The sequence below is a fragment of the Amycolatopsis sp. FBCC-B4732 genome (assembly GCF_023008405.1).
GTDB classification, from domain to species: domain Bacteria; phylum Actinomycetota; class Actinomycetes; order Mycobacteriales; family Pseudonocardiaceae; genus Amycolatopsis; species Amycolatopsis pretoriensis_A.
The window spans coordinates 5,858,375-5,871,148 of record NZ_CP095376.1 but is presented as its reverse complement, the minus strand read 5'-3'; the positions used below and the strand labels follow the sequence as shown (position 1 = coordinate 5,871,148).

Here is a 12,774-nt window from a genome sequence, read left to right as displayed (position 1 = left end):
ACGGGGGAGCGGGATGACGACTTTCGAGGTGGCCGAGGACTTCGCGCAGGACGCGCACCTGTTCGCGGAGCTGCTGCGTGCGGGCGGGCCGGTGCGCCGGACCCGGATGCCGCGCGGCCTGGACTGCTACATCGTGACGGACTTCGCGCAGGCGAGGGCGCTGCTGGCGGATCCGCGGCTGCACAAGAACAGCGCGCGCGCCCGCGAACTGTTCGAGGCGAAGCTGCCCTCGGGCCAGGCGACCCAGGCCGGGGTGGGTGCGGATCTCGGCTTCCACATGCTCAACTCCGACCCGCCGGACCACACGCGGCTGCGCAAGCTGGTGAACAAGGCCTTCACGGCGCGGACCATCGCCCGGCTGCGGCCGCGGGTGGAGGAGATCACTTCGGAGCTGCTCGACGCGCTGGCCGGGCAGGAGCGGGCCGACCTGCTGCCGGCCTTCGCCGCGCCGCTGCCGATCACGGTGATCTGCGAGCTGCTCGGCGTGCGCGCGCAGGACCGCACGGAGTTCGCCGCGTGGTCGAAGACGCTGCTGAGCGCCTCGCAACCGGAGGAGATGCAGGCCGCCGGGCAGAACATGTTCGGCTACCTCACCGACCTGATCGCGCAGAAGCGCGCCGAGCCGGCCGAGGACCTGCTGTCGGACCTGGTGCACGCGACCGACGACGGGGACTCGCTGTCCGAGCCCGAGCTCGTCTCGATGGCGTTCCTGCTGCTGGTCGCCGGCCACGAGACCACGGTCAACCTGATCGCCAACGGCGTGCTGGCGCTCCTGCGCGAGCCGGCGCAGCTGGCCCGGCTGCGCGCCGAGCCGGAGCTGCTGCCCAACGCCGTCGAGGAGCTGCTGCGCTTCGACGGCCCGATCCACCTGGCGACGCTGCGGTTCACCGCCGAGCCGGTCGAGGTGGGCGGCGTGACGATCCCGGAAGGCGAGTTCGTGCTCGTGTCGCTGCTGGGCGCGAACCGGGACGCCGAGCGCTACCCGGAGCCGGACCGCCTGGACATCACGCGCGCGGCGGGCGGGCACCTGGCCTTCGGGCACGGCATCCACTACTGCGTGGGCGCGCCACTGGCCCGGCTGGAAGCGGAGATCGCGCTGGGCGGGCTGATCGCCCGGTTCCCGGAGCTGGCGCTGGACGCGAAGCCGGACGAGCTGGTGTACCGGCCGAGTTCGCTGGTGCACGGGCTGGAGGCGTTGCCGGTCCGGCTGAAGTGACGTCGTAAGGTCGGCTGATGGACACCGACCTGCTCGCCTTGGACGCCCGGCACGTGTGGCACCCGTACGCGCCGATGCCGGCGAAGGTGCCGTCGCTGCTGGTGACCGAGGCGAGCGGGGTGCGGCTCAAGCTGGCCGACGGCCGCGAGCTCGTCGACGGGATGTCGTCGTGGTGGTCGGCCATCCACGGCTACCGGCACCCGGTGCTCGACGCCGCGCTCACCGCGCAGGCCGGGCGGATGAGCCACGTCATGTTCGGCGGCCTGACGCACGAACCCGCGATCACCCTGGCGAAGACCCTCGTCGACCTGACCCCGGACGGGCTGGAGCACGTCTTCCTCTGCGACTCCGGGTCGGTGTCGGTCGAGGTCGCCGCGAAGATGTGCCTGCAGTACCAGCGTTCGCGCGGGCTGCCGGAGAAGCGCCGGCTGCTCACCTGGCGCGGCGGCTACCACGGCGACACGTTCACGCCGATGAGCGTGTGCGACCCCGACGGCGGCATGCACTCGCTGTGGCGCGGGGTGCTGCCCGAGCAGGTCTTCGTGCCCGCGCCGCCGTCCGGGTTCGACGCGCCGCCGGATCAGTCCTATGTGGACATCCTGGCCGAGGCGATCGCCGCGCACGCCGGGGAACTCGCGGCGGTGATCGTCGAACCGGTCGTGCAGGGCGCGGGCGGCATGCGCTTCCACCACCCCGCGTACCTGCGCGCGCTGCGGGAACTGACCGAAGCGCACGACGTGCTGCTGATCTTCGACGAGATCGCGACCGGCTTCGGCCGCACCGGCACGCTCTTCGCCGCGGAGCACGCGGGCGTGACGCCCGACGTCCTGTGCGTGGGCAAGGCGCTGACCGGCGGCTACCTGAGCATGGCGGCGACCCTGTGCACCCCGGAGGTGGCGGCGGGCATTTCGCGCGGCGCGCTCCCGGTGCTCGCGCACGGCCCGACGTTCATGGGCAACCCGCTGGCCTCGGCGGTCGCGAACGCCTCGCTCGGCCTGCTCGCCGACGGCGGCTGGCGCCACGACGTCACCCGCTTGGAGAAGGGCCTCCTGGACGGCCTCGCCCCGGCGCGCGACCTCCCGTCGGTCACCGACGTCCGGGTCCTCGGCGGCATCGGCGTGCTGCAGCTGGACCACCCGGTCGACATGGCGGTGGCGACCGAGGTGGTCACCGGGCACGGCGCTTGGCTGCGGCCGTTCCGGGACCTCGTCTACGCGATGCCGCCGTACGTTTCGACGGACGACGACCTGGCCGTGATCACCCGCGCGATGCTCGCGGTCGCCGAAAAGGCGTGATTTCAGCACATCGGGTGTGACCACGCCCACAGCGAGACCCGAACGTCCCTCATCGTCGCGCTGCGTGCCGGAGCAAGATCGACACCACGCGATCGGCGGAGGTTGCCGGGACGCGGTTCGCCTGAAAGATCCGCCGGCGCGAACCGATCCGTACCGGAGCAAACGCGAGAAATGCTTGCGTAGCAGACATTTCGCCTGGTTTCGGCGATCCTGCCCCCATGATCGAGATCGTTCGTGGCGAACACGACACCGGCCCCCCGAAGCACCCCCACCACCGGGAGAACCTCAAGCACGACCTCCTCGCGTCGATCGTCGTCTTCCTCGTCGCCGTCCCCCTGTCCCTCGGCGTGGCCTTCGCCGCCGGGGCGCCGCTGCTCTCCGGCCTCGTCTCCGCCGTCGTCGGCGGGCTGGTCGCGAGCCTCTTCGGCGGGTCGCCGCTGCAGGTCAGCGGGCCGTCCGCCGCCCTCACCGTGGTGCTGGCCGACACGATCGCCACCCACGGCTGGCCCGTCACCTGCGCGATCACCGTCGCCGCCGGGCTGCTCCAGATCCTCTTCGGGCTGACCCGGCTCGCCCGGGCCGCGCTCGCCGTCTCGCCCGCCATCGTGCACGGGCTGCTCGCGGGCATCGGGGTCACGCTCGTGCTCGGGCAGCTGCACGTCGTGCTCGGCGGGACGGCGCAGGGCTCCGCGCTCGCCAACGTCGTCGCGCTGCCGCGGCAGATCGCCGCGCACCACGACCAGGCCGTGCTGATCGGGGTCGTCACCCTCGCCGTGCTGGTCGCCTGGCCGCGGCTGCCCTCGGTCGTCCGCCGGGTGCCCGCGCCGCTGGCCGCCGTCACGCTCGCCACCGGGCTGTCCGTCCTGACCGGCATGTCGCTGCCCCGCGTCGACCTCCCGGCCGGGCTGCCCGCGCTGCACGTCGTGCCGCGGCTGCCGGAGGGCGGCTGGGGCGGGTTCGCGCTCGCCGCGCTCACCATCGCGCTCATCGCCGGCCTGGAGAGCCTGCTGTCCGCCGTCTCGGTCGACAAGCTCCGCGGCGGCCCGCGCACCGACCTCGACCGCGAGCTCATCGGCCAGGGCGCGGCGAACGTCGCCGCCGGCGCGCTCGGCGGGTTCCCGGTCACCGGCGTCATCGTGCGCAGCATGACCAACTACGAGGCGGGCGCGCGCACCCGGCTGTCGGCGATCCTGCACTGCGTCTGGATCCTCGCGGCCTGCCTGGCGCTCACCGGGGTGCTGCGGCTGATCCCGCTGGCCGCGCTCGCCGCGCTGCTGGTGTACGTCGGGGCGAAGCTCGTGAACCTCAACGGGCTCAAGGAAGTCCGCCGCCACGGCGACCTGCCGGTGTACGTGGTCACGCTCGCCGGCGCGGTGGCCGTCAACCTGCTCACCGGCGTCGCGGCGGGGATCCTGCTCGCGCTCGCGATGATGCTGCGGCGGATGCTCTTCTCCGGGATCCACGTCGAGAAGGACGGCGAGCGCCACCGCGTCGTCGTCGAAGGCGCGCTGACGTTCCTGTCCGTGCCGCGGCTGACCCGGGTGCTCGCCGAGGTGCCGCCGCACGCCGAAGTCCGGCTCGAGCTGCTCGTCGACTACCTCGACCACGCCGCGTTCGACTGCCTGCGCGGCTGGCAGCAGGCGCACGCGGGGGCGGTGACGGTCGACGAGATCGGGCACCCGTGGTTCGCGCGCGGGAGCTCGGACGCGCCGACCGTGCGCCGCAGCGTCGCCGCGCGGGTCGTGCCGCGGTGGCTCGCGCCGTGGTCGGAGTGGCAGGCCGAGCACGTCGTGCTGCCCGCCCAGCGCACGGCGAGCTCGCTGCTCTGCCGCGGCGCTTCGGAGTTCCAGCGCCGCACCGCGCCGCTGCTGCGCGACACGTGGAGCGGCCTGGCGCACGGCCAGCAGCCGCACACGCTGTTCATCACCTGCGGCGACGCGCGGATCGTCCCCAACCTGATCACCACCAGCGGGCCGGGCGACCTGTTCACCGTCCGGAACATCGGCAACCTGGTGCCCCCGCCGGACGGCGACGACTCGTCGGTCGGCGCGGCGATCGAGTACGCGGTCGGCGTGCTGGGCGTGGCCGAGATCGTGGTGTGCGGCCATTCCGGCTGCGGCGCGATGAAGGCGCTGCTCGGCCAGGCCCCGGCCGGGCTCGAGCAGCTCGGCAGCTGGCTCCGCCACGGCGAAGCGACGTTGCGACGCCGAAGCCGCGAAGCGCCGTTGCTGCTCGGCGGGGAGCGGCCGGCCGCCGAGGCCGACCAGCTCGCGCTGCAGAACGTGGTGCAGCAGCTGGAGATCCTGCGCGCCTACCCGGTGGTGGCGGCCGCCCTCGAGCGCGGCGCGCTCCGGCTCACCGGCATGTACTTCGACGTCGGCGCGGCGCAAGTGTCCCTTTTGGACGACGCGGCCCGCGGCTTCGTCCCGGCGGGTGCGCTGGAGCACTGAGCCGGACGGCCCTCGGTGTGGCGCCGGGCCCGGCCGGCGTCACATCCGAGGCCGTGAAACCCTTGTGTAGTACGGAATTCAACTGTCGCTTGACAGGCCCGTGCTTGTGAACGGCTTGTTAACGACTTGTCCGGTATGTGACATTCGAGCTAAATACCGCCATTTATTCACCCGATCGAGTGGTGCATAGCGGACATTTCACTCGTTTTCCGGTTGCATGGTGATCATGAGACCCCTCGCCGTGCTCCGCCACGACCTGCCGGCCTCACTGGTCGTCTTCCTCGTCGCAGTACCCCTGTCCCTGGGCATCGCCCTCGCTTCGGGCGCGCCGGTCGCCGCCGGGCTCGTCGCCGCCGTCGTCGGTGGCGTCGTCGCCGGCGCGCTCGGCGGCTCCGCGCTGCAAGTGAGCGGGCCCGCCGCCGGCCTGACCGTCGTCATGGCCGAAACCATCCAGACGTTCGGGTGGGTCGTCACCTGCGCGATCACCGTCGCCGCCGGCGCGTGCCAGATCCTGCTCGGGCTGAGCCGCATCGCGCGCGCCGCGCTGGCCATCTCGCCGGCGATCGTGCACGGCATGCTGGCCGGCATCGGCGTCACGATCGTGCTCGGCCAGCTCCACGTCGTCCTCGGTGGCAAGGCGCAGAGCTCGGCGGTGGAGAACATCGCCGAGCTGCCCGGCCAGATCGTCGCCCACCACGACTCCGCCGCCGTGATCGGCCTGCTCACCATCGCCATCCTGCTCGTCTGGCCGAAGCTGCCCGCCGCCGTCCGCAAGGTGCCGGGGCCGCTCGCCGCGATCGCGGCCGCCACCGTCGTGTCGGTCGTGCTCGGCATGACGCTGCCCCGCGTCGAGCTCCCCGGCGACCTGCTGGACGTCCGCCTCGTCCCGCAGCTGCCGGACGGCGGGTGGGGCGGGTTCGCCCTCGCCGTCGTCACGATCGCCCTGATCGCCAGCGTCGAAAGCCTGCTTTCGGCCGTGGCGGTGGACAAGATGCACACCGGGCGGCGCGCCAACCTCGACCGCGAGCTGGTCGGCCAGGGCGCGGCCAACATGCTCTCCGGCGCGCTCGGCGGCCTGCCGGTCACCGGCGTCATCGTCCGCAGCTCCACCAACGTCACCGCCGGGGCCAAGACCCGCGCGTCGGCGGTGCTGCACGGTGTCTGGGTGCTGCTGTTCGTCGTCCTGCTCGCCGGGCTGATCCAGAGCATCCCGCTGGCCGCGCTGGCCGGGCTGCTGGTGCACGTCGGCGCGAAGCTGGTCAACCCCGGCCACATCAGGACCGTCCTCGCGCACGGCGACCTGCCCGTGTACCTGCTGACGCTGGCCGGCGTCGTGGTGTTCGACCTGCTCACCGGCGTGCTCGCCGGCATCGGGCTGTCGCTCGTGCTGATGCTGCGCCGGACGCTCTGGTCCGGCATCCACGTCGAACAGGAAGGCGGCTCCTGGCGCGTCGTCGTCGAAGGTGTCCTGACGTTCCTGTCGGTGCCGCGGCTGTCGAAGGTGCTCGGGACCATCCCGGCCGGCGTGCCGGTGCGGCTCGAGCTGGTCGTCGACTACCTCGACCACGCCGCGTTCGAAAGCCTCACGACCTGGCAGCAGGCGCACGAGAACGCCGGCGGCACGGTCGAGGTCGACGAGGTCGGCCACCCGTGGTTCGGCGAGGGCAAGGCGGGCCGCCCGACGCGGTCGCGGCTGCACGCGAGCCGGGCGGTGCCGCGCTGGCTCGCGCCCTGGTCGGCATGGCAGGCGACGGAAGGCATCCCGACGCAGCAGACCCGCAACGGCGCCACCGAGTTCCACCGCCGGGCCGCGCCGCTGCTCAAGGACACGCTGTCCGGGCTCGCGGACGGCCAGCGCCCGCGCACGCTGTTCATCACCTGCGGCGACTCCCGGATCGTGCCGAACCTGATCACCACCAGCGGCCCGGGCGACCTGTTCACCATCCGCAACATCGGCAACCTCGTCCCGGCCGGGCAGGCCGACCCGTCGATGAACGCGTCGATCGAGTACGCGGTCGGTGTGCTGGGCGTCGAAGAGATCGTCGTGTGCGGCCACTCGGGCTGCGGCGCGATGGCGGCGCTGGCGGACGGTCCGCCGCCGGGCCCGCTGTCGGTCTGGCTCCGCCACGCGGAGCCGAGCGCCCACCGCCTCGGCTCGGCCACTCTGGACGGCGCGGTCCCGGAGCGCGAAGGCGACCGGCTGGCCCTGCACAACGTGCTCCAGCAGCTGGAACACCTGCGCGAGTACCCGTCGGTGGCCGCGGCCGAGGGCGCCGGGAAGCTGCAGCTGACCGGGATGTACTTCGCGGTCGGGACGGCGCAGGTCCACTTGTTCGACGCGAAGGAGCGGACGTTCCGGCCGGCCGGGGCGCCGGTGGCGGTGCCGGGAGCCTGACCCCCGCACGCGGGCCGTGCCCACCCGGGCACGGCCCGCGCCGGCCCGGGCACCGGTCCGGTGAAAGGGTCGTTCATGGCGTCGGACGACGTGAACGACCCTTTCACGACGTCGCGGTCCGGCGCTGTGAGCGCCCGAGCACGGCCCGCGTGTGCGCACCCCGACCCCGGGTCACTAAGTTGATGGTCCGTGACCATGCTGGTGATGACGGGGACCGGGACCGGGGTCGGCAAGACGATCACCACGGCGGCGATCGCCGCCCTGGCGGCGGACGGTGGGCAGCGGGTCGCGGTGCTGAAACCGGCGCAGACCGGCGTGCGGCCCGACGAACCCGGTGACCTCGCCGACGTCCGGCGGCTGGCCGGCGACGTCACGACCCTCGAACTGCGCCGCTACCCGGACCCGCTGTCGCCCGAGGCCGCCGCGCGCCGCAGTGGCCTGCCGACGCTCGATCCCGGGGAGATCGCGCGGGCGGCGTCGGAGCTGGACACCGGGCACGACCTCACCCTGATCGAAGGCGCGGGCGGCCTGCTGGTGCGCTTCGACGCCACCGGGGCCAGCCTCGCCGACGTCGCCTGGTCGCTCGGCTCGCTCGTCATCGTCGTGGCCGAAGCCGGGCTGGGCACGCTCAACGCGACCGCGCTCACCGCCGAAGTCGCCACCAAGCGCGGCCTGACCGTCGCCGGTGTGATCATCGGCTCCTGGCCGGCCGAGCCGGACCTCGCGGCGCTGTCCAACCTCGAAGACCTGCCGGTGGCGGCCGGGGCGCCGCTGCTCGGCGTGCTGCCCGAGGGGCTCGGTGACGCGTCCCGGGACGAGTTCCTCACTGCGGCCAGGGGCGGGCTCTCGCCGTGGTTCGGCGGCGAGTTCGACCCCGAGCTGTTCGCCGGGTGCGCTTCGGCGGGGAAGTGACCTGCGTCGCTGTCGCCCGAGGGGCCCGTCAGGCACGATGAGGGACGCTTCCGTCACGACCAAGGAGACGCCTTGACCGCAGTTCCGGACACCGACGTCCTCGCCCACGCCCGTGAACTCGTCCTCGAAACCGGCGCCGGCCTGGGGGAAGCCGAGGTCCTCGAGGTGCTGCGGCTGCCCGACGACCGGCTGCCCGACCTGCTCGCGCTCGCGCACGAAGTGCGGATGCGCTGGTGCGGGCCCGAGGTGGAGGTCGAGGGCATCATCAGCCTGAAGACCGGCGGCTGCCCGGAGGACTGCCACTTCTGCTCGCAGTCCGGCCGCTTCCCGACGCCGGTGCGCTCGGCGTGGCTCGACATCCCGAACCTGGTCAAGGCCGCCCGACAGACCGCCGAGACCGGCGCGACGGAGTTCTGCATCGTCGCCGCCGTCCGCGGGCCGGACAAGCGGCTGCTTTCGCAGGTCCGCGAAGGCGTGAAGGCCATCCGCGAGGACGGCAACGACATCCAGATCGCCTGCTCGCTCGGCATGCTCACCCAGGAGCAGGTCGACGAGCTCGTCGAGATGGGCGTGCACCGCTACAACCACAACCTCGAGACGGCGCGCTCGCACTTCCCCGCGGTGGTCACCACGCACACGTGGGAGGAGCGCTGGGACACGCTGCGGATGGTGGCCGAGGCGGGCATGGAGGTCTGCTGCGGCGGCATCATCGGCATGGGGGAGACGGTCGAGCAGCGCGCGGAGTTCGCGGTGCAGCTGGCCGAGCTGAACCCGCACGAGGTGCCGATGAACTTCCTCATCCCGCAGCCCGGCACGCCGTACGAGAACTACGAGATCGTCGAGGGCAAGGACGCCCTGCGGACGGTGGCGGCGTTCCGGCTCGCGATGCCGCGCACGATGCTGCGCTTCGCCGGCGGCCGTGAGCTGACGCTCGGCGACCTCGGCGCGGAGCAGGGCATGCTCGGCGGCGTCAACGCGATCATCGTCGGCAACTACCTGACCAACCTCGGACGGCCGGCTTCGGCGGACCTCGAGATGCTCGACGAGCTCAAGATGCCCATCAAGGCGCTCAGTGACAGCCTCTGACGCCCCGGCCTTTTGCGTCCACTGTGGACAGGAGTCGCCGGGCGGGGCGGACCACCCGGCGTGCCACAACCCCCGCACGGTGCTGGAACCGCCGCGCTACTGCACGTTCTGCGCGCGGCGGCTGGTGGTCCAGGTGAGCCCGCTCGGCTGGACGGCGAAGTGCAGCAGGCACGGCGACACGGCCAGCGGCTGACGGTGGTCGCACGCTGACCGGTTACCCTCGGTCGCAACACGCACGCTTTTCGGGGGCTCCGGGTGGCGGAGCCCCCGGCCCGGGGCGCAGCCCCGGTCGGTGCAGTTGCAGGGAGGGAGTCCGGGTGAGTGAGACGTCGGGGCCCGCGCACCGGCCGTCGGCCGTGGCCGGGCCGTGGTCGGTGCCCGTGCTGTTCCGGGAGCGGCGGCCGCGGGTGGTCGTCAAGGCCGACCTGCTGCCCGCGGTGAGCGTGTTCAGCACGGTGGGCCTGCTGAGCTTCCCGCTCGCCTTCGCGTGGTCCCGGCTCGCGCCGCCCGAGCGCGTCCGCATCATCGCCGCCGACGGCTCCCAAGGCGCGCTGGAGCTGGAGAGCTGGCACCGGTTCGACGACCTCGCGGTGTTCGGGCTGATGACGCTCGGGCTCGGGATCGTCGTGGGCGTCGTCAGCTGGCTGCTGCGCGAACGCCGCGGCCCGGTCGTCTTCCTGGCCGCCGTGCTCGGCGTGGCGCTCGCGGGCGTGCTCGCCATGCTGCTCGGCGTCACGTGGGCGAACAGCCACTACGCCATCACCGATCCACCCGCGCTCGGCTCGGTGATCGAGCTGGCGCCGCGGCTGGAGTCGTGGTGGGTGCTGCTGACCGGCCCGCTCGGCGTGTCGATCGCCTACAGCCTGCTGGCCACCTGGAACGGACGCGACGACCTGGGCCGCCGCCTGGGCTGAGCGGTTTGCCCTACTCTGGTGCCCTCACTCACAGGGGGTATCGGCAGTGACCGAAGACATCGAAGTTTCGCGGAGAGACGCCGTCCGGTTCCCGGGCATCAGCTCGCGCGCGTACGAGCACCCGGTGGACCGCGGCGCGCTCGCCACGCTGCGCGCGGTGCCCGGGTTCGCTCAGGTCGTCAAGGCCATCTCGGGGTTCTACAACGAACGCGGCGAGCGGCTGATGGCGCTCGCGTCGTCGATCCGCGTCGGGCCGAAGCAGTACCCGGAGCTCGAGCGGCTGCGCCACGAGTGCGCCGAGACGCTCGACCTGCCGTCGGTGCCGAACGTGTTCGTCTTCCAGGATCCGCGGGCGCGGGCCGAGACGGTCGGCATGGACGAGCCGTTCATCCGGCTCAGCACCGGGCTCGTCGAGCTGATGAGCCCCGATTCGCTGCGGTTCGTGCTCGGGCACGAGATGGGGCACGTGCTGTCCGGGCACGCGGTGTACCGCACGATCATGGTGCGCCTGGTCGCGCTGCAGCTGTCGATGTCGTGGACGCCGGTGAGCGCGCTCGGCATCCGGGCGGTCATCGCGGCGCTGCGCGAGTGGTTCCGCAAGGCCGAGCTGTCGTGCGACCGCGCCGGCCTGCTGTGCGGGCAGGACCCGACGGCGGCGCTGCGCGCCCAGATCCAGATCGCGGGCGGCATCGACCCCTCGCGCATCGACATCCCGTCGTTCCTGCAGCAGGCGGCGGAGTACGAGTCGGTCGAAGACCTCCGCGACAGTTTCCTCAAGCTCAAGTTCGTCGAGACGGAGTCGCACCCGTTCGCGGTGGTCCGCGCGGCGCAGCTGCAGCGGTGGGCGGCTTCGCCGGAGTACCGCGCGATCCTGGCCGGCGACTACCCGCGCCGCGACGACGACAAGCCGGCGTCGGACTGGAAGGACGACCTCAAGGCGGCCGCCCAGTCGTACAAGGAGTCGTGGAACTCCTCGGCCGACCCGCTGACGAAGGCGTTCAGCGACGCCGGCGAAGCGGTCTCGGGCGCGGCGGGCAAGGTGTGGAACAAGTTCGGCAACGGCAACGGTTCCTGAGCCGCGTCAGTTGAGGCTGGCCGGGCGGCTCAGGTCCGTGAGTTCGCCCGGCGGCAGCGGCACCGCGCCGAGTGTGTTCAGGAAGCCCGTCTCCCGCGTCAGCAGGCGGCACGCGATGCGGAGCCGGCGCAGCGGGTGGCGTTCCTCCAGCAGGCGCTGGCGGTCTTCCAGCGGCAGCAGGCAGTCCGCGGCCAGCACGTAGGCCAGCTCCTCGAGCGTCGTGTCCGGCTCCGGGCTGGTCCAGTCGTCGCTGCGCCACGCCGTTTCGCAGTAGCGCTGGTGGGCCGCGCGGGCGACCGTCGCCAGGCGCTCGGCCATGCCGCCGGACGGGGCCACCGGCTCGTCGTCGAGCCACTCCACCGACGCGATCAGGTACGGCGCCGACGTGCAGTCGAGGTCGGTCAGGCGGAAGCGGCGCTGGGCCTGGGTGACGACGTCGAAGCGGCCGTCCGGGAGGCGTTTCGCCTCGCGCAGGATCGTGCTGCAGCCGACCTCGTACAGCTGGTCCAGACCACTTACCTCGCGGGTCAGCGACGAGCGGAGTGCGACGACGCCGAACTCCCGGCCCGGGACCGTGCCGCTCACGAGGTCCGCCGTCAGCTGCCGGTAGCGCGGTTCGAAGATGTGCAACGGGAGCTTGGTTCCGGGCAGCAGAACGGTCTGCAAGGGGAACAACGGCAGCAAGGTCGTCGTCGCGTCGCTTTCCGATTCCGGCTCGGTCACGGGTCAACCGTAAGGGGAGAACGCTTCTCCCGCAGGATGGTCACCGGTTGGGCGGTTTGAACACGGCGAACGGGTCCGTGATCTGCATGCCCTTGCCGGCGAACGAGAAGAGCGCCGCCGGACGCCCGCCCGCGCGCCCGGGCGGGGCCGTGTGACCTGTGGGAACCAGCAGCCCGCGCCGCGACAGCACCCGCTGCAGGTTGGTCGCCGAGACGCGGTAGCCGAGCGCCGCCGAATACAGGCCGCGCAGCGCGGAAATCGTGAACTCGTCGGGGGCCAGCGCGAACCCGAGGTTGGTGTAGGAGAGCTTCGAACGCAGCCGGTCGCGGGCGCGCAGCACGATCGACTCGTGGTCGAACGCCGTGCGCGGCAGCTTCGCGACGTCGTGCCACTCGGTGTCCTCGGGCACTTCGGGGTCGACGTCGGAGGGGACCAGCGCGAGGAACGCCGTCGCCACCACGCGCGGGCCGGGCACCCGGTGCGGGTCGCTGAACACCGCGAGCTGCTCGACGTGCTTCAGCTGGCGGACGTCGACCTTCTCCTTGAGCTGCCGCCGGACGGACGTCTCGACGTCCTCGTCGGGCCGCAGCCGGCCGCCCGGCAGCGACCAGCGGCCGAGGTGCGGGTCGAGCGCGCGGCGCCACAGGAGGACCCGCAGTGTGTCCGAGCGCACTTGAAGGACCGCTCCCAAAACCTCGTGGGCGAGGG

At 72.6% G+C, this 12,774-nt stretch carries 11 protein-coding genes; 9 read left to right on the top strand and 2 right to left on the bottom strand.

The window, feature by feature from the left end:
- The first annotated feature begins 13 nt into the window (after nt 1–13).
- From MUY14_RS25390 to MUY14_RS25350, 9 genes are all read left to right on the top strand, one after another.
- The gene (locus tag MUY14_RS25390; RefSeq protein ID WP_247012531.1) at nt 14–1,216 is read left to right on the top strand and encodes a cytochrome P450; all 1,203 of its coding nucleotides are present in this window, start codon (nt 14–16) and stop codon (nt 1,214–1,216) included.
- Nucleotides 1,217–1,233: 17 nt separating this feature from the next.
- Nucleotides 1,234–2,511 (top strand): adenosylmethionine--8-amino-7-oxononanoate transaminase, encoded by a 1,278-nt coding sequence (locus tag MUY14_RS25385; protein WP_247012529.1) that lies wholly within the window; start codon nt 1,234–1,236, stop codon nt 2,509–2,511.
- A 218-nt stretch (nt 2,512–2,729) separates the two neighbouring features.
- Nucleotides 2,730–4,961, top strand: a complete 2,232-nt coding sequence (locus MUY14_RS25380) for a bifunctional SulP family inorganic anion transporter/carbonic anhydrase (RefSeq protein ID WP_247012527.1) — start codon at nt 2,730–2,732, stop codon at nt 4,959–4,961.
- 217 nt (nt 4,962–5,178) lie between these two features.
- Nucleotides 5,179–7,356 (top strand): bifunctional SulP family inorganic anion transporter/carbonic anhydrase, encoded by a 2,178-nt coding sequence (locus MUY14_RS25375; RefSeq protein WP_247012525.1) that lies wholly within the window; start codon nt 5,179–5,181, stop codon nt 7,354–7,356.
- 189 nt (nt 7,357–7,545) lie between these two features.
- A complete protein-coding gene (gene bioD / locus MUY14_RS25370; protein ID WP_247012523.1) occupies nt 7,546–8,268 on the top strand; it encodes a dethiobiotin synthase in 723 nt (240 codons plus the stop codon).
- A gap of 72 nt (nt 8,269–8,340) precedes the next feature.
- Nucleotides 8,341–9,354: a biotin synthase BioB gene (bioB, locus tag MUY14_RS25365; protein WP_086856687.1), complete on the top strand. Its 1,014-nt coding sequence runs from the start codon at nt 8,341–8,343 to the stop codon at nt 9,352–9,354.
- Complete coding sequence (locus MUY14_RS25360) at nt 9,341–9,547, top strand: hypothetical protein (protein WP_247012521.1); 207 nt, start codon at nt 9,341–9,343, stop codon at nt 9,545–9,547. Before bioB ends, MUY14_RS25360 begins: the two co-directional genes overlap by 14 nt.
- 124 nt (nt 9,548–9,671) lie before the next feature.
- Nucleotides 9,672–10,268, top strand: a complete 597-nt coding sequence (locus MUY14_RS25355) for a DUF2567 domain-containing protein (protein WP_247012519.1) — start codon at nt 9,672–9,674, stop codon at nt 10,266–10,268.
- 46 nt (nt 10,269–10,314) lie between these two features.
- The gene (locus MUY14_RS25350; RefSeq protein ID WP_247012516.1) at nt 10,315–11,343 is read left to right on the top strand and encodes a M48 family metallopeptidase; all 1,029 of its coding nucleotides are present in this window, start codon (nt 10,315–10,317) and stop codon (nt 11,341–11,343) included.
- 6 nt (nt 11,344–11,349) lie between these two features.
- On the opposite strand, the gene MUY14_RS25345 is transcribed toward MUY14_RS25350, so the two are convergent.
- Both MUY14_RS25345 and MUY14_RS25340 read right to left on the bottom strand, forming a co-directional pair.
- A complete protein-coding gene (locus tag MUY14_RS25345) occupies nt 11,350–12,066 on the bottom strand; it encodes an LON peptidase substrate-binding domain-containing protein (RefSeq protein ID WP_247012514.1) in 717 nt (238 codons plus the stop codon).
- A 40-nt stretch (nt 12,067–12,106) separates the two neighbouring features.
- Entirely contained in the window at nt 12,107–12,739 is a 633-nt protein-coding gene (locus tag MUY14_RS25340) for an NUDIX domain-containing protein (RefSeq protein WP_247012512.1), read from the bottom strand.
- Nucleotides 12,740–12,774 lie beyond the last annotated feature (35 nt).

Bases quoted from the DNA above. Each gene is read 5' to 3' on its own strand.
- MUY14_RS25390 (WP_247012531.1), top strand. From the start codon at position 14: ATGACGACTTTCGAGGTGGCCGAGGACTTCGCGCAGGACGCGCACCTG.
- MUY14_RS25385 (WP_247012529.1), top strand. From the start codon at position 1,234: ATGGACACCGACCTGCTCGCCTTGGACGCCCGGCACGTGTGGCACCCG.
- MUY14_RS25380 (WP_247012527.1), top strand. From the start codon at position 2,730: ATGATCGAGATCGTTCGTGGCGAACACGACACCGGCCCCCCGAAGCAC.
- MUY14_RS25375 (WP_247012525.1), top strand. From the start codon at position 5,179: ATGGTGATCATGAGACCCCTCGCCGTGCTCCGCCACGACCTGCCGGCC.